This window comes from Amycolatopsis stemonae (genome assembly GCF_054781455.1).
The window spans coordinates 275,230-298,669 of record NZ_BAAGUJ010000001.1 but is presented as its reverse complement, the minus strand read 5'-3'; the positions used below and the strand labels follow the sequence as shown (position 1 = coordinate 298,669).

Annotated in this window: 20 protein-coding genes and 1 pseudogene; 12 read left to right on the top strand and 9 right to left on the bottom strand. The window is 71.7% G+C overall.

All coding sequences use genetic code 11. The features are described from left to right. The first annotated feature begins 12 nt into the window (after window positions 1-12). The gene (locus tag ACYVLJ_RS01560; RefSeq protein ID WP_451969804.1) at window positions 13-645 is read left to right on the top strand and encodes a dTMP kinase; all 633 of its coding nucleotides are present in this window, start codon (window positions 13-15) and stop codon (window positions 643-645) included. Here ACYVLJ_RS01560 and solA read toward each other — a convergent pair. The 3 genes from solA to ACYVLJ_RS01545 form a co-directional block, all read right to left on the bottom strand. Next, complete coding sequence (gene solA, locus ACYVLJ_RS01555; protein WP_460437504.1) at window positions 631-1,764, bottom strand: N-methyl-L-tryptophan oxidase; 1,134 nt, start codon at window positions 1,762-1,764, stop codon at window positions 631-633. The genes ACYVLJ_RS01560 and solA overlap by 15 nt on opposite strands. Next, window positions 1,761-3,797, bottom strand: coding sequence for an FAD-dependent oxidoreductase (locus tag ACYVLJ_RS01550; protein ID WP_460437503.1), 2,037 nt, complete (start codon window positions 3,795-3,797; stop codon window positions 1,761-1,763). The genes solA and ACYVLJ_RS01550 overlap by 4 nt, the downstream gene beginning before the upstream one ends. Before the next feature lie 88 nt (window positions 3,798-3,885). Further along, entirely contained in the window at window positions 3,886-4,335 is a 450-nt protein-coding gene (locus tag ACYVLJ_RS01545) for a hypothetical protein (protein ID WP_460437502.1), read from the bottom strand. Between the two features lie 64 nt (window positions 4,336-4,399). Here ACYVLJ_RS01545 and ACYVLJ_RS01540 point away from each other — a divergent pair, with 64 nt between their 5' ends. Next, window positions 4,400-5,368 carry a helix-turn-helix transcriptional regulator gene (locus ACYVLJ_RS01540; protein ID WP_460437994.1) on the top strand — a complete coding sequence of 323 codons (969 nt, stop codon included), beginning with the start codon at window positions 4,400-4,402 and terminating at the stop codon, window positions 5,366-5,368. On the opposite strand, the gene ACYVLJ_RS01535 is transcribed toward ACYVLJ_RS01540, so the two are convergent. Continuing rightward, on the bottom strand, window positions 5,365-6,189 hold the full coding sequence (locus ACYVLJ_RS01535; protein ID WP_460437501.1) for an IclR family transcriptional regulator: 825 nt from the start codon (window positions 6,187-6,189) through the stop codon (window positions 5,365-5,367). The genes ACYVLJ_RS01540 and ACYVLJ_RS01535 overlap by 4 nt on opposite strands. A 165-nt stretch (window positions 6,190-6,354) precedes the next feature. Here ACYVLJ_RS01535 and ACYVLJ_RS01530 point away from each other — a divergent pair, with 165 nt between their 5' ends. The 7 genes and pseudogenes from ACYVLJ_RS01530 to secA form a co-directional block, all read left to right on the top strand. Further along, complete coding sequence (locus tag ACYVLJ_RS01530) at window positions 6,355-6,669, top strand: bifunctional 3-phenylpropionate/cinnamic acid dioxygenase ferredoxin subunit (protein WP_460437500.1); 315 nt, start codon at window positions 6,355-6,357, stop codon at window positions 6,667-6,669. A 157-nt stretch (window positions 6,670-6,826) separates the two neighbouring features. After that, complete coding sequence (mtrA, locus tag ACYVLJ_RS01525; protein ID WP_005150760.1) at window positions 6,827-7,504, top strand: MtrAB system response regulator MtrA; 678 nt, start codon at window positions 6,827-6,829, stop codon at window positions 7,502-7,504. Window positions 7,505-7,511: 7 nt separating this feature from the next. Beyond that, window positions 7,512-9,236, top strand: a complete 1,725-nt coding sequence (mtrB, locus tag ACYVLJ_RS01520; RefSeq protein ID WP_451968047.1) for an MtrAB system histidine kinase MtrB — start codon at window positions 7,512-7,514, stop codon at window positions 9,234-9,236. Then, entirely contained in the window at window positions 9,233-10,954 is a 1,722-nt protein-coding gene (locus ACYVLJ_RS01515) for an LpqB family beta-propeller domain-containing protein (RefSeq protein ID WP_460437499.1), read from the top strand. Before mtrB ends, ACYVLJ_RS01515 begins: the two co-directional genes overlap by 4 nt. 655 nt (window positions 10,955-11,609) lie before the next feature. Further along, entirely contained in the window at window positions 11,610-11,855 is a 246-nt protein-coding gene (locus ACYVLJ_RS01510) for a hypothetical protein (RefSeq protein ID WP_460437498.1), read from the top strand. A 767-nt stretch (window positions 11,856-12,622) separates the two neighbouring features. After that, entirely contained in the window at window positions 12,623-13,309 is a 687-nt protein-coding gene (hpf, locus tag ACYVLJ_RS01505; RefSeq protein ID WP_451968040.1) for a ribosome hibernation-promoting factor, HPF/YfiA family, read from the top strand. Between the two features lie 205 nt (window positions 13,310-13,514). Then, window positions 13,515-16,067 (top strand): annotated as a pseudogene (secA, locus tag ACYVLJ_RS01500) (preprotein translocase subunit SecA); the annotation flags it as partial. A gap of 497 nt (window positions 16,068-16,564) precedes the next feature. Here the strand turns inward: secA and ACYVLJ_RS01495 are convergent. Beyond that, entirely contained in the window at window positions 16,565-17,011 is a 447-nt protein-coding gene (locus ACYVLJ_RS01495) for an Rv3235 family protein (RefSeq protein WP_451968036.1), read from the bottom strand. A 231-nt stretch (window positions 17,012-17,242) separates the two neighbouring features. On the opposite strand from ACYVLJ_RS01495, the gene ACYVLJ_RS01490 reads away from it, so the two are divergent. After that, entirely contained in the window at window positions 17,243-17,617 is a 375-nt protein-coding gene (locus ACYVLJ_RS01490; protein ID WP_451969803.1) for an HAD-IA family hydrolase, read from the top strand. A gap of 3 nt (window positions 17,618-17,620) precedes the next feature. Here the strand turns inward: ACYVLJ_RS01490 and ACYVLJ_RS01485 are convergent, their stop codons facing one another. Further along, window positions 17,621-18,382, bottom strand: coding sequence for a TrmH family RNA methyltransferase (locus ACYVLJ_RS01485; protein WP_451968034.1), 762 nt, complete (start codon window positions 18,380-18,382; stop codon window positions 17,621-17,623). Between the two features lie 34 nt (window positions 18,383-18,416). Between ACYVLJ_RS01485 and ACYVLJ_RS01480 the strand changes: the two genes are divergently transcribed. Continuing rightward, complete coding sequence (locus ACYVLJ_RS01480; protein WP_460437497.1) at window positions 18,417-19,823, top strand: WS/DGAT/MGAT family O-acyltransferase; 1,407 nt, start codon at window positions 18,417-18,419, stop codon at window positions 19,821-19,823. Next, on the top strand, window positions 19,820-20,311 hold the full coding sequence (locus tag ACYVLJ_RS01475; RefSeq protein ID WP_451968030.1) for a DUF6912 family protein: 492 nt from the start codon (window positions 19,820-19,822) through the stop codon (window positions 20,309-20,311). Before ACYVLJ_RS01480 ends, ACYVLJ_RS01475 begins: the two co-directional genes overlap by 4 nt. A gap of 218 nt (window positions 20,312-20,529) precedes the next feature. On the opposite strand, the gene ACYVLJ_RS01470 is transcribed toward ACYVLJ_RS01475, so the two are convergent. The 3 genes from ACYVLJ_RS01470 to rsgA all read right to left on the bottom strand — a co-directional run bounded on the left by ACYVLJ_RS01470 (window position 20,530) and on the right by rsgA (window position 23,358). Next, entirely contained in the window at window positions 20,530-21,279 is a 750-nt protein-coding gene (locus tag ACYVLJ_RS01470) for a hypothetical protein (RefSeq protein WP_451968028.1), read from the bottom strand. Between the two features lie 70 nt (window positions 21,280-21,349). Further along, window positions 21,350-22,234, bottom strand: a complete 885-nt coding sequence (locus ACYVLJ_RS01465) for a LolA-like protein (protein ID WP_460437496.1) — start codon at window positions 22,232-22,234, stop codon at window positions 21,350-21,352. A 101-nt stretch (window positions 22,235-22,335) separates the two neighbouring features. After that, complete coding sequence (gene rsgA / locus ACYVLJ_RS01460; protein WP_460437495.1) at window positions 22,336-23,358, bottom strand: ribosome small subunit-dependent GTPase A; 1,023 nt, start codon at window positions 23,356-23,358, stop codon at window positions 22,336-22,338. Window positions 23,359-23,440 lie beyond the last annotated feature (82 nt).

The window sequence follows — 23,440 nt, the reverse complement described above, 5'->3', positions numbered from 1 at the left end:
GTGGGTCGACTGGTGGTCATCGAAGGGCTCGACGGCGCGGGCAAGCGGACGCTGGCCGACGGGCTGACAGCGCAACTGCGGGCGAAGGGCGCGAGCATCGCGTCGCTGGCGTTCCCGCGCTACGGCAAGAGCGTGCACGCCGACCTCGTCAAGGAGGCCCTGCACCGCGGGCACGGCGACCTCGCCGACTCGGTGTACGGCATGGCCGTGCTGTACGCGCTCGACCGCAGCGGCGCGGCCGACGACATCCGCGCGCTGCGGGACACGCACGACGTCGTGCTCCTCGACCGCTATGTCGCGTCCAACGCCGCGTACGCGGCCGCGCGCCTGGAGCAGGACGCGACGGGCGACGTCGTGAAGTGGGTGTGGGAGCTGGAAGTCGACCGGTTCGGCCTGCCCCGCCCGGACGCGCACCTGCTGCTGCGGGTCGCGCCCGCCGTCGCGGCCGAGCGCGCCGAACGCCGTGCACAAGCCGAAACCGACCGGGAGCGCGACGCCTTCGAAACCGACGACGCCCTGCAGCAGCGCTGCGCGGCCGTGTACGACGAGCTGGCCGCGGCGGGCTGGCTGGCGCCGTGGCACGTGCTGGACGGCGTCGCGGGCGTCGACCTCGAAGCCCTCGCCACGGAGCTACTGGCCGAGTAGCCGAGCCGGGTCGAAGCAGCCGATCGGGTGCGCCGTCGCGCCGTCGACCACCAGGTCCGCAATGATCTCCCCGACCACGGGCGCGAACTTGAAGCCGTGGCCGGAGAACCCGCACGCCAGCACCACCCGGTCTTCGGCCGGGTGCGGGGCGATGACGAAGCTCTCGTCGGCCGTGTCGGTGTACAGGCACGTCGCCGCGCGGAGGAACGCACCCGGCAACGTCGGCAGGTGCCGTTTGACGACCGAGGCGATCTCGTGGATCTCGTCAGCCGACACCGTCCGGTCGATGCCGTCGGGCGTGCACTCGCGGCCCCCGCTGTGGAACGCGACCTTGACGCCGTCCGCGGCCGCGTTGTGCGCCGGGAACCCGTAGAACGTGTAGCCGTCGCCTTCCCAGATGTACACGGGATGCCGCTCGAACGGCGAAATCCCGCCGGACGGCGCGAACCAGTACTGCACCTGCCGCCGCACGCCGAACGCGACGCCGAGGTCGCGCAGCAGCTCGCCGGCCCACGCGCCGGGGCACAGCACCAGCCGGTCGGCCGTGTAGTAGTTGTGCGACGTCCCGACGCGCACCCCGCCGGACATCGTGCTCCAGGTGAACACCTTCTCCTCGTGGTGCAGCTCGGCGCCGCAGCGCGCGGCGAGCTGCAGGTGCGCGGAGACGCTGCCTTCGGGCGACACCAGCCCGGCGCCCGGCTCGTACAGCGCGACCTCGTCCGCCGACGGTGCCATGGTCGCGAACCGGCGGCGGATCTCGCCGGCGTCCAGCAGCTCGTGCGGGATGCCGAACGCGCGGGCCGACGCGACGCTGCCGGTGATCGTGCGCGAGCCCGCCGTGCCGACCATGAGCCCGCCGCAGCGGGTGAACAGCCGCCGTCCGCTGTCCCGCTCGAGGCCGTCCCACAGTTCGTGCGCGCGCAGCAGGAGCGGGACGTACTCGGGGCCTTCGAGGTAGGCCTGGCGCGTGATCCGCGAACCGCCGTGGCTCGACCCGCGGTTGTGCACCGGCGCGAACTGGTCGATGCCGAGCACGCGCTGCCCGCGCTGCGCCAGCCGGTACGCCGCGGCGCTGCCCATCCCGCCGAGCCCGAGCACGATCACGTCGTAGTGCGTCACGCGACCCTCCCCGGCACGCGCCCGCCGAGGTACCCGATCTCCACCGGCGTCCCGAGCCGGCCGTACTCCGCGGGTAGCCAGGCGTACGCGCCGGCCTTGCCGGTGGTGGGGCCGGACCCGGCGCTCGTGACGTACCCGGCGGGGCGGCCGTCGACGTACACCGGTTCCTTGCCTTCGAGGACGTTTTCGGTCGTGAGGCGGACGAGCCGCCGGCTCGCGGTCGCCGCCGAGCGGCCCACCAGGGCGTCGCGCCCGAGGAAGTAGCCCTTGTCCATCCGGACGGCGGGCCCGAGCCCGGCCTCGTACGGGTCGTGCTCGGCGGTGAAGTCGACGCCGGGCGTGCGCACCCCGGCCTCCCGTCGCAGGCCGAGGAACGCCCGGTGCCCGGCGACGGCGATGCCGCGCTCCCGCAGCGCGTCCCACAACGGGCGGCCCAGGTCCGCCGTCGTGTGCAGCTCCCAGCCCGGTTCGCCCACAGTGGACAGTCGCAACGCGACGACCGGGACGTCGCCGACGAAGGTCTCCTCGGCCGAGAAGTCCGTTGTGGACAGTTCCGGGAGGACGGTGCCGGCGAGCGGCCCCCACACGCCGACGCAGCAGGTGCCGGGTGTGGTGTCGTGCACCTGCACCGTGCCGTCGCCGGGCAGGTGCCGCCTCAGCCAGGCGAAGTCCAGCCGTCCGCCGGCGCCGACGTGGAACCGGTCGTCGCCGAGGCGGGCGACGGTCAGCACGCCGCGCACCCCACCGTCTTCGCCGAGCAGGAGCGTTTCCGTCACTGTGCCCGGCGGTTTCGCCAGGTCGGCGGTCGTCATCGCCTGCAGGAACGGCAGCGCGCCGGGACCGGTGACCGCCAGGCGCGGTACGGACGTCAGGTCGAACATCGCGACGCGCTCGCGGGCGACGAGCGCCTCGGCAGCGACCTCGGCCGAGTACCGCGCCGGTCGCGCCCAGCCCGACGTCTCGTCGAAGTACGCGCCGAGGGCGATCTGCCGTTCGTGGAAGGGACTCGTCCGCGGCGGCCCGGCGGTGCGCCGGGCGAGGTCGCAGCCGTGCAGGGCGAGTGCGGGCTGCCCGTCGACGAGCCAGCGCGCCAGCTCGCGCGCGACCCCGGCGGAGTGTTCGGCCAGGACGGCTTTCGCCAGCCAGAAGCCGTCGAGGTCCGGGTGCTCGCCCAGCAGCGGCATCCCGTCCGGGGTGCCGGGCCGCAGGACCGTCGTGGTGGCCTCGAACCCGGCGTCGCGCAGGGCGGGCAGCAGCGCGGCGGCCGTGTCCGCCTCCGCCGCGCCGACGCCGAGCCGGTCGACGTGCTCGCGGACGTACATCCCGCTGTCGAGGTGGCGCAGCACCGGCAACCCGGCCTGGACGTGTTCGTCGTTGTGCCCGGCCAGCTCCGGCAGCGGCGACGTCCGCGCGTACCGGTGGGGCAGCCGTGGCGGCTCGGGCTCGCCGAAGCCGTCGCAGGCGATGACGACGTCGGCGCGCAGGCGCCCGACCGACGTGACGACGCCGGTCACGCGCCCGCCCGCGCGGTCGACGGCCACGACCTCCCCGGCGGTGAACCGGGCACCGCGGGCCTTCGCCCGCCGGGCCTGGGCTTCGGCCGCGCGCCGCGGGTGCAGCAGGCCGTCGCCGGGGACGTGGAACCCGCCCAGCACCCGGTCCGCGTCGAGGAGCGGGTGCAGGTCGGCGCACTCGCCGGGCGTGCGCAGGTAACCGCGCACGCCCCACGACGTCGCCCAGCCGTGCCGCCGCTTCAGGTCGTCGAGACGCTCCGGCGTCGTCGCGACCTCGAGGCTGCCGACCGGGTTGAAGCACCACTGGCCGTCGAGGCCGCCGCACTTCTCGGCGGTGTACTTCGCGAACTCGGTCAGCGTGCGGTCCGCGTGGGTCCGGAACACCAGGCCCGGGTGGTCGCCGGCCTCGCCGTCGCCCAGCACGGTGACGTCGGTCCAGCCGCGCTCGGTCAGCTCGTCGGCGAGCGCGCAGCCGAGCAGGCCGGCGCCGACGACGACCACCCGGGGCCGTGCTGCCATCGCGTTTCCTCCGGGCGACGAGGTTGCGTCTTCGGCAACAAAGTGCGTCATGCGAGACGCGCTGTCAAGCGCCCGAAAAGGTGCCGGCTCAGGCGCGCGTGAACTCCATGACCCAGTTGGATTCCCAGGTCCGGCCGCCGTCGGGGGAGAACTCCTGCTCCCAGCGCGCGGAGGTGCCCGTGATGTCCGACCAGATGTAGTGCGCCCGGATCGGCTTCCCGTCGTGGGTGTCGTCGCCGTAGAAGTCGCCGCGGCCGCCGTCGAAGGTGCCGGCGACCGGCGGCTGGAGCACCCCCGTGCGGTCGTTGGCCCAGTAGATCGACCACTCCTTCCGCTCGACGTCGAACAGGCGCAGCGTGAAGCCGCGGAAGCCACGGGCGGGGAAGTGGATCTCCTCGGTGTTGCCGCCGCCGTCGAAGAGCGGCGTGCAGGTGGTGGTGCCGGGGAAGACGTCCCAGTCGTCGCTGCCCGAAAACAGGGTGCGAAGCCGCTTGCTGACGACGGTCCAGGAGCCGTGGAAGAAGTCGAAGTCGTTCATGACGGCGATCTTGGGCCGTCACCACTGACATCTTCTGTCAGTGGTGGCTGGCAGACTCCGCGAGGTGCGCGCGAGCCGGCTCGTCTCCCTCCTGCTGTTGCTGCAGAACCGCGGGCGGCTGAGCGCCGCGCGGCTGGCGGCGGAGCTCGGCGTCACCCCGCGGACCGTGTACCGCGACGTCGAGGCGCTCGCGGCCGCGGGCGTCCCGATCTACGCCGAGACCGGGCCGGACGGCGGCTACCAGCTGATGGACGGCTACCGGACCCGGCTGACCGGGCTCACCGCCGGTGAGGCCGGGTCGCTCTTCCTCACCGGCCTGCCGCAGCCGGCCGCCGAGCTCGGCCTGGGCGCGCAGGTGGCCGCGGCCGAACTGAAGCTGATGGCGGCGCTGCCGACGCCGTACCGCGACGCGTCCGTGCGGATCCGCCAGCGGTTCCACCTCGACGCGCCCGGCTGGTACCGCGAGGCGGACGCGGTGCCGCAGCTGCTCGCGGCCGCCGAAGCGCTGTGGCGGGACCAGGTCGTCGAGGTCCGGTACCGCCGCTGGTCACCGGCCCCGGGCGTCGTCACACGGCGGCTGCACCCGCTCGGGCTCGTCCTCAAGGCGGGCGTCTGGTACCTCGTCGCCGGACCGGACCCGCGCACGTACCGGGTGAGCGGCATCGAGGAGCTCGTGGCGCTCGACGAGCACTTCACCCGGCCCGACGGCTTCGACTTGGCTGGTTTCTGGCGCACGCACGTCGAAAAGTACGAGGAGGGCGCGGACGGCGAGACGGCCGTCGTGCGGCTGACGGCGGCGGGAATCGCGGCCCTGCGGGACATCCTCGGCCCGCGTGCCGCCCGGCTCGCCCGGCGCACCCTCGAACCGCCGGACGCCGAAGGGTGGCAACGCGCTCGCGTGCCGCTGGAGAGCGTGCCCCACGCGGCCGCGGGACTGCTGCGGCTCGGCGTGGACGCGCAGGCGCTCGCGCCCCCGGAACTGGTGGCGTACCTGGGAAACACGATCCGCGCGATGGCGCGGCTGTACCCCTAGTCCCGGAAGTAGCCCAGCTGCGCGGAAAGGTCGTCCGCGGCTTCGGTCATCGGGCGCACGATCTGCTTCACGCGCTGCTTCGAAAGCCGGTACGACGGCCCGGAAGCGCTCATCGCGGCGACGACGTCGCCGCCCGGGCCGTGGATCGGCACGGCGACCGCGTGCATGCCGAGTTCGAGCTCCTCGTAGCAGGCCGCGTAGCCGTCTTCGAGCACCCGCTCCAGCTCGGTCATCAGCTCTTCCGGCTCGACCGTCGTGCGCGGCGTGTACTGCTCCAGCTTCCGCTTCAGCACCCGCTTGCGTTCGGAATCCCCCATGTACGCCAAGAGGATCTTGCCGCTGGAGGTCGCGTGCAGCGGCGTCCGCTGGCCGGTCCAGTTCTGCGTCGTGATCGCCGCCGAGCCGCGGGCCTGGCTGATGTTGATGGCGACGCCGTCGTCGGCGATCGCGATGTTCACGGTCTCGCCCAGCTCCTCGGCGAGCGACAGGCAGCTGGTGCGGCCGAGCTTCGCCAGGTCCATCCGGCCGGTGGCGGCCCCGGCCAGCCGCACGATGCCGAACCCGATCGCGTACTTCCCGCGTTCGCCGAGCTGCTCGACGAGGCCTCTGGACTCCAGGACGCTGAGCAGCCGCGACGCCGTCGACTTGTGGACGCCCAGCTCGCCCGCGATCTCGGTGATGCCGGTTTCCCCGTTGCGGGCGAGCAGTTCCAGCACGCTGATCGCCCGGTCGACCGACTGCACCTGGCTCTGAGTTGCGTTGCCGCCGCCCGAGGCGTGCTTTCCCGCCGAGGTTGCGTCAGCAGAGTCCTGGTTCCGCATAGCGCAACACTATCCGCTCGGCGCCGTTCCTATCGGCTGAGTGGGCGAATCTCTTGACGTGGGTGCCGTCGGAGCCTGATTGTTGCGCAGGAAGCGCAGCGTCGCGCAATGCGCAACTTTCACGAACCGTCCCGGCATCCCGTCAGACGTTCTCCGGAGGCCTCGATGATCCGAGCGTGCGCCGTCGCCGACCTGCCCGTGGGGGAGGCCCTGCGCCTCGACGGCCCGGTACCCATCGCCGTGTTCCACACCGAAGACGGCTTCTTCGCCGTCGACGACACCTGCACCCACCAGGACGCCTCGCTCGCCGACGGCTGGCTCGAGGGCTGCTTCGTCGAGTGCCCGCTGCACGCCGCGCAGTTCGACCTGCGCACCGGCCTGCCCACGTGCCTGCCCGCGAAGCACCCGGTACGCACGTACCGCGTGGTCGTCGACGGTGACGCCGTCCTCGTGGACGCGCCCGTCCCGGCCGTTCCCTGAGCCCCTTTCCGCAGGTCCGTGAAGGCCGGGTGCCGGCCTTCACGGACCGTCCAGCGGCACCCGTATGGAGCAGGAACCCGTCGCGATCTTGATCTTTCTGGTGGTCAAACACGCGGGTCGCGCGTACGGGCGTCGCAACTAGTGCGAATATGTGGACATGAAGGCACGTGTTCTCGTGGTCGACGACGACCCCGCCCTCGCGGAGATGCTCACCATCGTGCTCCGTGGGGAGGGGTTCGACACGGCCGTGGTCGCCGACGGTTCCCGCGCGCTGCCCGCGCTGCGCGAGCTGAAGCCCGACCTCGTCCTGCTCGACCTGATGCTGCCCGGGATGAACGGGATCGACGTCTGCAAGGCGATCCGCGCCGAGTCCGGGGTGCCGATCGTCATGCTCACCGCCAAGAGCGACACGGTCGACATCGTGCTCGGCCTGGAGTCCGGCGCGGACGACTACGTGGTGAAGCCGTTCAAGCCGAAGGAGCTGGTCGCGCGGGTGCGGGCCCGCATGCGCCGCACCGAGGCCGAACCGGCGGAGTCGCTCACGATCGGCGACCTGGCGATCGACGTGCCGGGGCACGAGGTCACCCGCGAGGGCAAGGCCATCCCGCTGACCCCGCTGGAGTTCGACCTGCTGGTGGCGCTGGCCCGCAAGCCGCGCCAGGTGTTCACCCGCGAGGTGCTGCTCGAGCAGGTGTGGGGTTACCGGCACGCGGCCGACACCCGGCTGGTGAACGTGCACGTCCAGCGCCTGCGTTCCAAGGTGGAGAAGGACCCGGAGCACCCCGAGGTGGTGTTGACCGTTCGCGGCGTCGGGTACAAGGCCGGCCCGCCGTGATCGCTCCATGACGACGGAGACCGGCAGACGGCTCCCCGCGTTCGCGCGTTCGACGGCACGCCTGGTGCGGCGTGTCGTCGTTTTCGCGCGCCGCCGCGCGATCGCGTTCAACGAGCTGTGGAAGCACTCGCTGCAGTTCCGCGTCACCGTGTCGACGCTCGCGCTGTCTTCGGCCGTGGTGTTCGTGCTGGGCATGGTGCTGCAGAACCAGATCACCGAGCGGCTGCTGGACACCAAGCGCGACGCCGCGATCGCGCAGACCCGCGCGGCCGCGGACACCGCCGCGGGTGAGCTGGTCGGCCTCGGCGGCGAGACGGACGAGGCGATGACCAACCGCCTCCAGAACGCGCTGAAGAAGATCGCGATCACCCCGACCAGCCAGGACGCGGCCGGCTCGGCGGCGGGCACGTTCGTCCCGGTGCTCGCCAGCGGCGGCCGCGACCAGTCCGGTGACCCGCCCTCGTCCGCCGGCCCGTTCGACAGCGTGCCGCCCCGGCTGCGGCAGTTCGTCGAAGCCAACGAGATGAGCTGGCTCGAGCACACGGTCACCGACACCGACGGCGGCCGCACGACGTACCTGATCGTCGGCACGCCGCTCAACACCGTCGCCAGCCCGCTGCAGCTCTACTTGCTGTTCCCCCTGACGACCGAGCAGAACACCGTCGCCACCGTCCAGAACACCCTGCTCGTCGGCGGGCTCGTGCTGCTGCTCCTGCTGGCGGGCATCACGAACCTGGTGACGCGGCAGGTGGTGCGCCCGGTCCGGCAGGCCGCCGCGGCGGCCGAGCAGTTCGCCGGCGGCGACCTCGACCAGCGGCTCGCCGTGCTCGGCGAAGACGACCTGGCCAAGCTCGCGGTGTCCTACAACGGGATGGCCGCCAGCATCCAGCGCCAGATCCGCCAGCTCGAGGAGTTCGGCGGGCTGCAGCGGCGGTTCACCTCCGACGTCTCGCACGAGCTGCGCACGCCGCTGACCACCGTCCGGATGGCCGCGGACGTGCTGCACGCGTCCCGCGAGCAGTTCCCGGCCGGCCTCGCGCGCTCGACCGAGCTGCTGGTCGACGAGCTCGACCGGTTCGAGTCCCTGCTCGGCGACCTGCTGGAGATCAGCCGCCTCGACGCCGGCGTCGAGGAGCTCTCCGCGGAGTTCATCGATGTCCGCCCGATCGCCACCCGCGCGGTCGAGCAGGTGCGGGTGATCGCCGGCAACGCGGGCAGCTCGGTGGAACTGGTGCTGCCCGACGAAGAGGTCATCGCCGAGGTCGACGCCCGGCGCGTCGAGCGGATCCTGCGCAACCTGCTCGGCAACGCCGTCGACCACAGCGAAGGCAAGCCGGTGGTGCTCACGGTCGGGGCCAACGAGACCGCGGTCGCCGTCACGGTCCGGGACCACGGCGTCGGCCTGCGGCCCGGCGAGGCCGACCTGGTGTTCAACCGGTTCTGGCGCGCCGACCCGTCGCGCAACCGGCGCACCGGCGGCACCGGCCTCGGCCTGGCGATCAGCCAGGAGGACGCGCGCCTGCACGGCGGCGAGCTCGACGCGTGGGGCGAACCCGGCGACGGCGCCTGCTTCCGGCTGCTGCTGCCGCGCCGCCAGGACGTGCCCGCCGGCCGGCCGCCGCTGGTCCTGCCGCCGCCCGACCGCGTCGCCGCCGAAGTGCCGCTCGGGATCATCGAGGTGACGCCGGCGCCGGAGGCGATCTTCGCCGAACGTGAGGAAATCGGTCAGTGACACGTCGGTGGAAAGAGCTCGGACTCGCGGTGCTGTGCCTGGTGCTGGTCGCCGGGTGCGCGAACGTCCCGCTGGAGTCGCAGCCGGTCGTCGTCTCCGGGGAGCGCCAGGGACAAGGTTCGGGCGACGTGGTGCCCGAGCCCAAGCCGAACATCGACGCGCTGACGCTGGTCCGCGACTACGTCGGCGCGACGCTCAAGCCGGGCCAGAACAACGCGGCCGCCCGCGCCTACCTGGACGAACAGAGCCGGGCGAACTGGCACCCGAGCCGCAGCCTCACGATCATCCAGAACACCTTCGGCACGGTCTTCGACCCCGCCCCGCAGCCGGACCCGAACACGGTGCTCGTGAACGTGCGCGGCATCGACGTCGGCACGCTCGACCAGAACAGCGCGTTCGTGTCGGACTACACCGGGGCGGCGCTGCAGGTGAAGGTGCGCAAGCAGGCGAACGGCCAGTGGCGGATCGTCGACCCGCCGCCCGACCTGTACGCGACCGAGTCCGACTTCAGCGAGAACTACACCCCGGTGCCGGTGAGCTTCTACTCGGAGCAGTCGGCCACGTTCGTCCCCGACCGGCGGTACGTCGTCGCGAAGCCGCAGTCCGGGCTGCCGAGCAAGGTGCTGAACCTGCTGGTCAGCGGGCCGTCGACGAGCCTGGCGGGGTCGGTGAAGAACCTGCTCGTCGAGCCGGTCGAGATCGACACGAACGTCAAGAGCCTCGACGACGGGACGCTGGTGGTATCGCTGAGCGGGCTCTCCGGCGTCGCCGACGACACCCGGAACCTGATCGCCGCCCAGATCGTCCTGACGCTGCAGTACGTCACGTCGGCGCGGATCCGGATCCTCGCCGACGGCGCCCCGCTGGTCGCGAACCACCCGGACTGGCGGCCGACCGATCTGCCCGCGTACAACGCTTCGCTGTCGCCGATCCTGACGCAGCTGGGGATGATGACGGTCGGCGGCCGGCTGCGGTCGCTGGGCGACGGCGCGCCGGTCCCGGGCCCGGCGGGCAACGGCGGCTACGACATCGTGAGCGCGGCCCAGTCCCTCGACGGCAAGCGCCTGGCGGTGGTGGAGCGCGACGGCGACAAGGTCCGCCTGCGGATCGGCGACGTCGGGCACGACCTGCCGCCGGTCAGCCTGGGCGGCACCACGCTGAGCCGCCCGACGTGGCGCCCGGGCGGCGGCGAAGTGTGGACGGTCGCGGACCAGCTGACGGTGGGCCGGATGGTGCTGAACCCGAACGGCCAGTGGACGGCGCTGACGGTCAACGCGGCGGACCTGCTCCAGCAGGGCGCCATTTCCGAGCTGCGCTTCTCCCGCGACGGCGCCCGGGTGGCAGCGGTGGTCGGCGGCCGGCTGTGGGTGGCCTCGGTGGTCGGCACCGGCGATTCGGTGTCCCTGCGCGAGCCGCGGGTCCTCCAGCCCCACGACCTGCAGGAAGTGCTCGACGTCGACTGGCTGGCCCAGGACACCCTGGTGGCGGTGACGAAGTCGCCCTCGCAGCCGGTGGTCCGCGTGACGGTCGACGGCCAGCGGCTGGACGCGTTCAACAGCTCCAACCTCACCCCGACGGTCCACGGCGTGACGGCGGCGGCGGGCCGCCCGATCGTGGTGGCGGACGCAAGCGGCCTGTGGACGGCGTCGGTGCTGGGCGAGGTGTGGCGGCCGCAGGACCATTCGATGAAGGACGCGGATCCGTTCTACCCGGGCTGAGATCACTTGATCGGGTGACGTCCGGACGTTCGAAACTGTCGGTGGTGGCCGCGACACTGTCCGCATGCTGCTCGACATGCTGATCCCGGCCCGGTGCGCGGCCTGCGGAGCCCGAGGGTCCCCGTGCTGCGCCCGGTGCGCGGGAGTTTGGGGCGCGGTGTCCGAGGTCGTCCGGGTGCCGACGGCGGGGCTGGTGAGGGTGTTCTCGCTGGCCCGGTACCGAGGCGTGGCCCGGAGGTTGCTGATCGCGTACAAGGAACGCGGGCGGCGGGATCTGGCGCCCTCGCTGGGGTGGGCGTTGGCGGAGGCGCTGGCCGTTCTGCCGCTGAGGGCTCAGGTCGCGGCGTCGGCTGCGGGGGTTGCGCCTGCTGTGGCGGCCGCGTCGGCTGCGCGAGTTGCGCCGGCCGCGTCTGTTGTGTCGGCCGCGCCGGTTGCGCGGACTACGCCGGATGTCCCTGCTCCTGCTGGTCGGCCCTCGGGGTCAAGCGGCTCTCGGTCGTGGCGAGCGGAAACCGGTACCGGAACCGTTCCCGCACTGTGCCTGGTCCCGGCCCCGAGCCGCCGCCCGGCATCCCGCACCCGCGGCGGCCCCCACGTGGAGCGCCTGGCCAAGTCGGCGGCCAAAACCTTGGCAGCGCGCGGCTTCGAGGTGACGGTGGCCCCAGCGCTGGAACTGGCCGGCGGAGTCCGCGACGCGGTGGGCCTGGACCGCGCCCAACGAGCGGCGAACCTCGCCGGCCGCCTCCGGTTCCGCGAGGCAGGCCGCCCACCACCGGGAAGCACGGTGGTGGTCCTGGACGACGTGATCACCACGGGAGCAACGGCGGCTGCCTGCGTCCGAGCGCTGGCGGCGGAGGGCATCACGGTGGCGGCGGTCCTGACCCTGCTCTCGGCGGGGTGATCCACGGCCACCGCCCCACCGCGCTCGTCCGACTCCGCACCCGGTTCGCGGCAACCACTTGCGCGCCGTCGGGGCTTCCGTTGCGCTCGATGCAATGTGGCTTTGAAGGGGCTTCTCGCAACGGCTCGCATCGCGAATCCCGCGAAACCCACACGCCACAACCGCAACTCCGTCACCACACGAACCCCGGCCACCCCCGAACCCCTGACTCCACCAACGCCCGGGTGACCCGCCCGTCACCTACACGAGTGACATCTGCCGGGAACGCGAGAACGCCCGCGCCCGTTGTCCGGGCATGAGGGTGTCGATCAAGACCACTCGGCCGCCGCGCCACTCCACCGGGGTGGCGGCTGCGGTGGGCGGGGCCGTCACCCTCGGCGTCCAGCGTGGGGCGGCGATGCGCCGTCCGTGTGAAAGCGCGGTCTTCGCGCCGCGTCCGACCAGCGGGTGTTTTCTGGTGTTCACCCTCCGCTCACTGCGCGGGGTGACGGAGTCTCATTCCTCGACATCCCCCGGCTCGGGGGCTGTTGTAACGGGCGTGAGGAAGCTAACGTGCTCCGCAATCAGCAATCCCCGCAGGCAGGGAGGTGACGAGCCCATGTCCCTGGCGCCGGAGGTGCGCTGAGTCCGCGTTCGGGCACCGGCACGAGACGTCGTGGTCCGCCCCGAGTTCCTTCTCAGCCCGCGATCCGGGCTTCCGTCCCCGCAATACCGGCGCCGTGTGTGAACTCAACAGCTCGCAGTCTTCGAAGCGAGGGAGGTCGTGTATGGACATCGTCGTAAAGGGCCGCAACGTGGAGGTGCCCGACCACTACCGGGCGCTTGTCAGCGAAAAGCTGGCCCGCCTCGAGCGCTACGACAGGAAAGTCATCCGGTACGACGTGGAGCTGTTCCACGAACCCAACCGGCGCCAGGCCAAGAGCTGCCAGCGCGTCGAAATCACCGGAAAGGGGCGGGGCCCGGCCGTACGCGCAGAAGCGTGTGCCGCCGACTTCTACGCAGCGCTCGATTCCGCAGTCACCAAGCTGGAGAACCGGCTGCGGAGGACGCACGACCGGAGGCGCGTGCACTACGGGCGCAGCCGCCCGGAATCGGTCGCCGAAGCGACCTCTGCGCTGCCGGGTGGCGGATCCCCGGCCGCAGCCAGTCCCGCCGCGCGGACCGCGGTGTTGGACGCACCCGAAGCCGAACCGCAGACGAACGGCTTCGCGAGTGCCGAAGAGATACACCTGCCCCAGCAGCAGAGCTGGGCCGACGACGACCTCGGTCACCAGCCCGGTCGCGTCGTTCGCGAGAAGCAGCACACCGCGGAGCCCATGACGGTGGACCAGGCTCTCTACGAGATGGAGCTGGTCGGCCACGATTTCTACCTCTTCAACGACTCCGACGCGGGCCGGCCCAGCGTGGTCTACCGGCGGAAAGGCTTCGACTACGGCGTGATCCGGCTCGGCTGAGCCGGTCTTAAGGAGGCCTGCCGGAAGGCCCGCACGCGGCTCGCGTGCGGGCCTTCCGCATGTCAGGACGTACGGCGTGTGCACACGACGCCCACCGTTCCCTACGATGGGGTGGGAAGGTGGCGCCGACCACGGCCGCCGCCACGGGAAAACCTGCCCGGGACCGGCCTGGGCGCACTCATGATCAGCTAGTGAGGTCGACCGGATGGTGCTGAACCGCCTGCTCCGCGCGGGTGAGGGCAAGATGGTGAAGCGGCTGCGCAACATCGCCGATCACATCAACACCCTCGAAGACGACGTCAAGGACCTGACCGACGCCGAGCTGCGGGCCAAGACCGACGAGTTCCGCAAGCGCAACGGCGAGGGCGAGTCCCTCGACGAACTGCTGCCGGAGGCCTTCGCGGTCGTCCGGGAGGCGGCCAAGCGGGTGCTCGGCCAGCGCCACTTCGACGTGCAGCTGATGGGCGGCGCCGCGCTGCACCTCGGCCAGGTCGCCGAGATGAAGACCGGTGAGGGCAAGACGCTGACCTGCGTCCTGCCGGCCTACCTGAACGCCATCCCCGGCAAGGGCGTGCACGTCGTCACGACGAACGACTACCTCGCCAAGCGCGACTCGGAGTGGATGGGCCGCATCCACCGCTTCCTCGGCCTCGAGGTCGGCGTGATCCTGTCGGAGCAGCAGCCGGACGTCCGGCGCGCCCAGTACAACGCCGACATCACCTACGGCACGAACAACGAGTTCGGCTTCGACTACCTGCGCGACAACATGGCGTGGAGCCTCGACGACTGCGTGCAGCGCGGGCACAACTTCGCCGTCGTCGACGAGGTGGACTCGATCCTCATCGACGAGGCCCGGACGCCGCTGATCATCTCCGGCCCGGCCGACCAGTCCTCGCGCTGGTACGTCGAGTTCGCCCGCCTCGCCCCGCTGATGCAGGGCATCGACACCACCACGATGGGGTCGCGCGAGCGCACCGAGAAGACGAACCTGATCAATTCGAAGTACCACTACGAGGTCGACCAGCGGAAGCGCACCGTCGCCGTCACGGAGAAGGGCGTCCGGTTCGTCGAGGACCAGCTGGGCATCGAGAACCTGTACGAGGCCGCGAACACCCCGCTGGTCGGGTACCTGAACAACGCGCTGAAGGTCCAGGAGCTCTTCCACAAGGACAAGGACTACATCGTCCGCAACGGCGAAGTCATGATCGTCGACGAGTTCACCGGGCGCATCCTGGTCGGCCGCCGCTACAACGAGGGCATGCACCAGGCGATCGAGGCCAAGGAAAAGGTCGAGATCAAGGCCGAGAACCAGACGCTCGCCACGATCACGCTGCAGAACTACTTCCGCCTGTACGACAAGCTGTCCGGCATGACCGGTACGGCCGAGACCGAGGCCGCCGAGTTCCACCAGACCTACAAGCTGGGTGTGGTGCCGATCCCGACGAACCGGCCGATGATCCGCGTCGACCAGGCCGACCTGATCTACAAGACCGAGCAGGCCAAGTTCGAGGCCGTCGCCGAGGACATCGCCGAGCGGCACGAGAAGGGCCAGCCGGTCCTGGTCGGCACGACGAGCGTCGAGAAGTCCGAGCACCTGTCGAAGCTGCTGGTGAAGCTGAGCGTGCCGCACGAGGTGCTGAACGCGAAGCACCACGACCGCGAGGCGCTGATCGTCGCCCGCGCGGGCCAGAAGGGCGCCGTCACGGTCGCCACGAACATGGCGGGCCGCGGTACCGACATCGTGCTCGGCGGCAACCCGGACCTCATCGCCGACCAGGTGCTGCGCGAGCGCGGCCTGGACCCGGTCGAGCACTCCGAGGAGTACGAGGCCGCGTGGCCCGAGGTCCTGGAGCAGGTCAAGGCCGAGTCGAAGGCCGAGGCCGAGGAGGTCCGCGAGGCCGGCGGCCTCTACGTGCTGGGCACCGAGCGGCACGAGTCGCGCCGCATCGACAACCAGCTCCGCGGCCGGTCCGGCCGCCAGGGCGACCCGGGTGAGTCCCGCTTCTACCTCTCGCTCGGTGACGAGCTCATGCGCCGCTTCAACGCGACCATGGTCGAGCGCGTCATGACGACCATGCGGCTGCCCGACGACGTGCCGATCGAGCACAAGATGGTCTCCAAGGCCATCAAGAGCGCGCAGACCCAGGTCGAGCAGATCAACATGGAGCAGCGCAAGGACGTCCTCAAGTACGACGAGGTCATGAACGAGCAGCGCAAGGTGATCTACGCCGAGCGCCACCGCGTCCTCGCCGGCGAGAACCTGCGCGACCAGATCGAGGGCATGCTCGAGGACGTCGTCAACGCCTATGTGGACGGTGCGACCTCCAGCGGCTACTCCGAGGACTGGGACCACGAGAAGCTCTGGACGGCGCTGAAGCAGCTCTACCCGGTCAGCCTCGACTGGGACGACCTGGTGGAGGACGGCGACCTCGACGCGGACGGCCTGCGTGAGGCGCTGCTGCAGGACGCGCGCAACGCCTACGACAAGCGCGAAGAGGAGATCAACGCGCTCGTCGGCCCGGAGGGCATGCGGACCCTGGAGCACCAGGTGATGCTGACGGTCCTCGACCGCAAGTGGCGCGAGCACCTCTACGAGATGGACTACCTCAAGCAGGGCATCGGCATGCGGGCGCTCGCGCAGCGCGACCCGCTGATCGAGTACCAGCGCGAGGGCTTCGACATGTTCCGCGCGATGCTCGACTCGCTGAAGGAGGAGGCCGTCGGCTTCCTGTTCAACCTGCAGGTCGAGCGGGCCGAGGCGCCGCCGGCCGAGGAGGCCGCCGCGCTGCCCACGGGCGTCGCTTCGGGCAACGGCAACGGCCAGGCTTCGGAAGGGCGCCACGCGCGTCCGGCACCGCCGCAGCCGCCGACGACCGACGCCGAGTCCGTCCCGGCCGCGCTGCGCGGCAAGGGCCTCGGCGGCGGTGGTCAGCAGTCCGGCATGACGCTGTCCGGCCCGGGTGAGGACGGCGAGGTCGAGTCCCACAGCGACGGCGCCGACCAGTCCGCGGGTGGTGCCGGCGGCACGCGGCGTGAGCGCCGTGCCGCCCAGCGCGACGCGTCGAAGAAGGGCAAGAAGGGCCCGCGTCGCTGACGTGACCCGGAGGAGGGGCGCGCACGGGCTTCCGTGCGCGCCCCTCCTTTTGTGGTCGCGGGCGACGAGACGGACGCGTCCACTGTGGCGTCAGGTGTGTCCTAACGCCACAGTCGGGCCGCCCGGCTCAGGAGGCGGGGAGCGCGTCGAGCCTGCCTTTCTCACGCCGCCGCCCGCCGACGCTGTGGCTGGGCCGTCCGCCGCGGCTTCAACAGCGCGAAGCGCACGCACTGCCAGCCCGACGGCGTTCGGGTGAAGCGGGCCGCCAGCGCGAACGACCGGCCGTCCGCCTCCACGCGGGCGCACGCTTCCACCACCCCCGGCACCGGCGTGCACGTGTGGACCGGGCACAGCCGGTGCCGCCGCCGGATCGGGCGTGGCCCGGCCAGCCCGGCGTAGACCTCCGGCCCCACCAGCCCGCGGATCTGCGGCAGCGGGCGGCGGCCGTCGTAGGCCTCCAGCAGCATGTTCAGCAGGTGGTTCACCTCGCTCGCCTCGAGCTTCCTCGGCACCGGCCAGCGGGCGTCGCCCCGGCGGTGGCCCTGCGGGACCACCGTCGACGGCCGTTCGGCACGACGCGCCGCTTCGCACTGCGTCAGCGTTCTCACGCGGTGTTCCTCGATCATTTCCTCCCCTCCCCGGCCGCGGCATTTCGCCGCCTCCACCGCTTAGAGGGCCGAACCGGGTCAAAAGGCCACGGGAATCGCCCGATTCGGGAAAGAGTCACCGAACCCGTGGATTCGCGTGCGCACGTGCGGTAATCACCCGGCTCTTTGTTGCGTCATGCGAGACAACGCGTCGGCGCCCCGGCTATGGTGTGCCGGGTGCTGAAGGGGTTATTGGTCGATTTCGCCGGAGTTCTCACGGATCCCGACGCCGGCCGCTTCTACGACTACCTGCTGACCGCGCGCGAGCGAGGCGTCCGCACCGCCCTCCTGTCGAACGCCCCCGGGGCGTCGGCCGAGGTCAAGAACACGATGCTCGACTATTTCGACGCCCTCGTGTTTTCCGGGGAGGTCGGGGTCGCCAAACCGGATCCGGCGGTCTACCTGATCGCGGCCGAGCGGCTCGGGCTGCCCGCCACGCGCTGCGCGTTCGTCGACGACTCCGCCGCGAACATCCGCGGCGCCGTCGAGGCGGGCATGGTCGGCGTGCACCACCGGTCGGTCGACGAAACGCTCACCGAGCTCGGCGCCCTGTTCCCGGAACCGTGAACGTCAGCGGCCCCGGCGGACCAATTCGAACGACAAGACCGCCGCCGCTGCCGAGACGTTCAGCGACTCGACGTCACCCGGCATCGGAATCGACACCCATTCCGTGACGAGCTCGCCGACGTCCGCGCCGACCCCGCCCGTCTCACCGCCGAGCACGAACGCGGCGCGCTGCGGCAGGTCGACGTCGAACACCGTCGCCTTCGCCGAGGCCCCCAGCGCGAACAGGCCGTAGCCCGCTTCGGTGAGCATTTCGGCGGCCTCGCGGGCCGAGCCGCAGCGCAGCACCGGCGCGCGGAACGCGACCCCGGCCGACGCCTTGACGACGAGCGGGTCCAGCGCCGCGACGCCGCGGCGCGGCACGATCACGCCGTCGAGCCCGGCGGCCGTCGCCGTGCGCAGGATCATGCCGACGTTCGCGGGCGTGGTGATGCCGTCGAGCAGCAGCACCCGGGACGGCGGCCGCCGGTCGTCCAGCGCCGAGGCGAGCGCGCGCATCCGCGGCGCGACGACGTCGGCGAGCACGCCCTGGTCCTGCTTGCCGTTGCCGGCGAGGACCTTGACGCGGTGGGCGCTGGCGCGCTGCACCGGCACGCCGGCGGCCTTCGCCGCGCGCTGGATCTCGGCCGCGCCGGGGCCGCGGGCGGTGTCGGCCAGGATGACCTTGTCCACCCGCAGGCCGTCGTCGGCCAGCGCCTCCAGCACCGGCTTCCGGCCGTAGACGGTCAAAAAACGGTCTTTCGGCGAGATCGTCGACTCATCACCCACACCGGGCAGTCTCGCACTGTGCAACGATCGGCTCATGCCCGACCGCCTTTCCGCGCTGGACGCCTCGTTCCTCTACGTCGAGGACCACGCGACCCCGATGCACGTCGGCGGGGTGGCGATCTTCGAACGGCCGCGGTCCGGGTTCAGCTACGCGCAGCTGCTCGACCTCGTCGGGGCGCGGCTGGCGTACCTGCCGCGCTACCGCCAGCGCGTGCTCGAGGTGCCGGGGCACCTGGCGCGGCCGGTGTGGGTGGACGACGTCGACTTCGACCTGAACTACCACGTCCGGCGCTCGGCGCTGCCGCAGCCGGGCAGCGACGAGCAGCTGTTCGACCTGGTCGCGCGGCTGATGTCGCGGCGGCTGGCGCCGGAGCGGCCGCTCTGGGAGGCGTACTTCATCGAAGGGCTGGCAGGCGACCGCGTCGCGCTGGTGACCAAGACCCACCAGTCCGTTGTGGACGGTGTCGGCACGATCGAGCTCGGCCAGCTCATCCTCGACCCGACGCCGGCCGAGCCGGAGCCGTTCGAGGACATCTGGACGCCGCGGCGCGAGCCCAGCCGGACCCAGCTGGTGCTGGACGCGGTCAGCGAAGGCGTCCAGCGCCCGGGCGAGGTGGTGGAGAACGTCCGCTCGGCGGCGAATGACGCGTTCGCGGCGGCGGGCAAGTTCGCCGAGACCGTCGGCGGGGTGGCGTCGACGCTGCGCACGCTGGTGCACCCGGCGCCGACCGGGCCGCTGAACGTCCGGGTGTCCGGCGGCCGCGTGTTCTCGGTGGTGCGCACCCGGCTGGAGGACTTCCGCAAGATCCGCGCGGCGCACGGCGGCACGGTCAACGACGTCGTCCTCGCCGCGATCACCGGCGCGCTGCGCGAGTGGCTGCTTTCGCGCGAGGAACCCCTGACCCCGAACGCGACGGTCCGCGCGCTGGTGCCGCTGGCGGTCCGCGACGCGGAGACGGCCGAGTACTCGACGCCGGCGCTGGTCGGCAACCAGGTCGCCGCGTACCTGGTGGACCTGCCGGTGGGCGAGCCCAACCCGGTGCTGCGGCTGCAGCACGTCGGGCACGCGATGGCCGAGCACCTGGACTCCGGCCGCCCGGTGGCGGCGCGCGGGCTGCTCAAGGTCGGCGGGTTCGCCCCGGCTACGCTCCATTCGCTCGGCGCGCGAGCGGCGGGGTCGCTGTCCGGGCGCATCTTCAACGTCATGGTGACCAACTCACCGGGCCCGCAGGTGCCGATGTACGCGGGAGAGGCCAGACTGGTCGAGATGTTCCCGGTCATGCCGCTGATGCGCACCCAGGCGCTGGCGATCGGGGTGACGTCCTACCACGGCGGCGTCTACTTCGGACTCAACGGCGACCGCAAGGCCGCGTTCGACGTCGACCTCGTGGCCGGGATGATCGAAGAGTCCCTGGAAGAGCTGAAGGGTGCGCACTGGTGAGGGTCTATCTGCCTGCGACCATCGCGATGCTTCGCGACCTCGAATCGTCGGGGGAGTTCCGCGCCCGCAGCGGAACGGCGTTCGCGCTGACGCCCGCCTTGCGCGAGGCGTACGTGAGCGGCACGGACGAGGAGCTGGAGTACGCGGCCCTGCTGGACGCGGCCCGCGCATCGCTGCGCTTGATCGCGGCGGAGGAGAAGGGCGAGCCGCGCCGGGTGGTGGTCTCGGCGGACGTCGAGGGCGTGACGCTGCGCCCGGACCTGGACGCCCCGGTGGTCCGCATCGGCGGCCCGATCCCCCTGAAGGCGGTGGCGGCGATCCACGTGGACGCGGCCGAGGCAGCGGACGCGGTAGCGGCGGCAGCGGCGGTGATCGACGCGGCAGACCTCGGCGACCCGGACGCGGAGTTCACCCTGGGCGATGCCGAGGACCACGAACTGGCTTGGTACGCGCCGCAGGAACTGCCGTTCCTGCTGGAGCTGCTCTGAGTTGTCCACAGGGGGAGAGGCCTGTGGACAACCTGGGGACAGCGAGGCTTTCCGTCAGGGGTGGCCGATAGACTGGACCAGGGCACGCCCCCCTGGGAGTGGCGGGGGTGTCTTGGTGGTGGCGGCGGCCACCCGGCTCAGTCCTCCGTGAACCAGTCCGGTCTCGGAACCGGCCGCCCGACCATCCGAGCCGGACGAGGCGTCCCGCCGAATCGTGACTAGCCCACCTCGCCCGGGGGCGGCGGCTGGATGTCCGCCGGGACACCCCAGTCGCTGTAGCGCGTCGTGATCCGCGCTTCGGAGCCCTGCAGGATCGGCGAAAGGTCCAGGACGATCTGCAACGGCCGGTGCGTGCCGTCGAGCCACAGCTGCAGCGGGAACTTGCCGCCGAGCTGACCGGCCGAGTCGGCCGACAGGCCCGCCGGCAGGTCGGTGCCCAGCCGGGCCAGGTCCAGGTCGACGCGGTAGTGCTCCGCGGCCACCCCGTCGAGGTCGGTGCGCTCGGCCGAGACGATCGAGCCCGCCGTCCGGACCTCGCCCAGCGTGTGGGCCGGGTCGTTCTGCGCCGCCAGCTGCGCCAGGCTGCCGCCCAGCACCTGCGAGAACGGGTCGCTGCCGTCCGCCGCGACCGTCACCCACGGCTTGCCGGCGCCGACTTCGTCGCGCGAGCCCTCCGGGACCTTCGCGTACAGCTTCCCGGCGACCTGCCGCAGTTCCATCGGCTCGCCGACGAAGTCCGTCGTCATCACCTGCGCCGTCCCGCCCGCGCCGAACTTCGCCTGGCCCTGGCTCTTCGACCGGACCGAACCGACGGCGACGTCCGTGGCGAACTTCGCCGAGCCGCCGCTCGTGGTGGCCGCCGTCGCGGCGTCGGCCAGCGTCCGCGCGTCGGTGAACGACGGCGGTGGCGGCGGGCTGGAGCACGCGCCGACGAGCAGGGCCAGCAGCACGACGACGGTTCTGCGCATGGGCGCAACAAAAACACAGCGGCTCCCCCGAACCCGTTCGGGGGAGCCGCTGCTACTCAGCGTCGTCCGGTCAGCGACCGGCCTTCTTCATCAGCTCGCCGAGGTCGACGACCTGCTCGGCCGGCGGGGCCGTCACGTCGACCTGGGTGCCCCAGTCGCTGTACTTCATGGTGAACTTCGCGTCGCCGGCCGGCGCGCCCATCGCCTGCATCATCGGGCCCTGGTCCATGGTGACCTGCACCGGCAGGTTGTCCTTGTCCAGCCACAGCTCGGCCGGGATCTTGAGGTCCTTGCCCTTGAGCATCTCGGTGAGCTTGTCGCGCTGCGCGGCCGGGACCTGGCCGGTGAACTGGTCGATGGCCTTGGCGACGTCCAGCTCGACCTTGTAGTGGTTGACCTGCTGGCCGTTCAGCTCGGTCTGGTCGGACGAGATGATCCGGCCCGCCTTCGACACCTGGTCGAGGATCTTGCTCGGGTCGCTCTGCTCCGCCGACTGCGACATCGCGGCGCCCATCGCCTGCGAGATCGGGTCGGTGCCGTCGGCCGAGATCTTGGCCCACGACTTGTCCGTGCCCATCTGCTTCGCCTGGTCGGCGGGCAGCTTGATGTACATGACCTTGTCGACCATGCGCATCTCGGTCGTCTCGCCGGCCGCGGTCATGGTCATCGAGAACTTGGTGTTCGCGCCGTCGAAGGCCATCGCGCCGTTGGCGCTGAGGGTCTGGCCGCCGGCCGAGCCCTCCATGGTGAACTTCGCCGACTTGGACTTCTCGGTGCCCTGCTTGGACGCCGATGCCAGCTGGATCGCGTCCGTGAACGGCGAGGCGAGGCCGCTGCCGCCGTTCGCCTGCTGCTGGTTGCCCGCGGCGGCCGGCTGGGCGGTGCCGGAGTTGCTGCACGCCGTCAGCGTCAGCACCAGCACGGCGCCCGCGGCGACCAAGGTGGTCTTGCGCATGTAGTTCCCCTCAGATTCGGATCTTCCGTTCGGCATATCGCCCGAACGGGCGAATAGTTACCACTGAGACGGTGACGGTCCGGTGTCGGTTCCCGGTTGTCTCAAGGCTCTGTGGTGCGAGTCACATCGTGGCCGCCGCGAGACGCCAGCAGCCGCCGCAGCGACGCGAGCCGCTCGGCACTCGCGCGGCCCTCGGTGACGACGTCGTCGAGCGCGCAGTCCGGATCCTCGGGCGGCCCGAGGTGCCCGCAACCCGACGGGCACTCCTCGGCGGCTTCGGCGAACTCCTCGAAGGCGTCGACGATGTCGTCCGCGGTGACGTGGGCCAGCCCGAACGACCGGACGCCCGGGGTGTCGATCACCCAGCCGCCGTCCGGCAGCGGCAGCGCGACCGCGGCGACGGACGTGTGGCGCCCCTTCCCGACCCCGCTCACCACGCCGACGGCCAGGTCGGCGTCCGGAACCAGGCGGTTCACCAAAGTCGACTTGCCGACACCGGAGTGGCCGACCAAGGCCGTCACGCGGTCTTTCAGCATCTCGGCGAGGCCTTCGGGCTCCTCGTCGTACCGCGTCACGATGGCCGGGATGTCGAGGCCCGCGTAGCCCGCCAGGAGCTCGTCCGGGCTGGCCAAGTCGGCTTTCGTCAGGCAGAGCACGGGCTCGACGCCGCCCGCGTAGCAGGCGACCAGGCAGCGGTCGATGAAGCCGGTGCGCGGCGGCGGGTCGGCGAGCGCGGTGACGATCAGCAGGCGCTCGGCGTTGGCGACGACCAGCCGTTCGTACGGGTCGGTGTCGTCGGCCGTGCGCAGCAGGGAGCTGGTGCGTTCGTCGACGCGGATGATGCGCGCGAGGGTGTCCGGCTTGCCGGAGACGTCGCCGACGATCCCGACCCGGTCGCCGACCACCACCGGCGTCCGGCCCATCTCGCGGGCCCGCATCGCGGTGACCACCCGCTCCGGATCGGCGTCGACCGCGCAGGTCCAGCGGCCGCGGTCCTTGCCGATGACCATGGCGTTGACGGCGTCGGCGTGCTCGGGACGGCGCTTGCTGCGGGGCCGGGTGCCCTTGCCCGGACGCACGCGGACGTCGGACTCGTCCAGCTTGCTCCAGTCGTTGCGCGCCAAACCCGTCGTCCTCCCGTGCGCCGATGCCCACCCGAATGATCCCATGCCGCTCGCCACGGCCCTGGCCTGCGTGTAACGATGG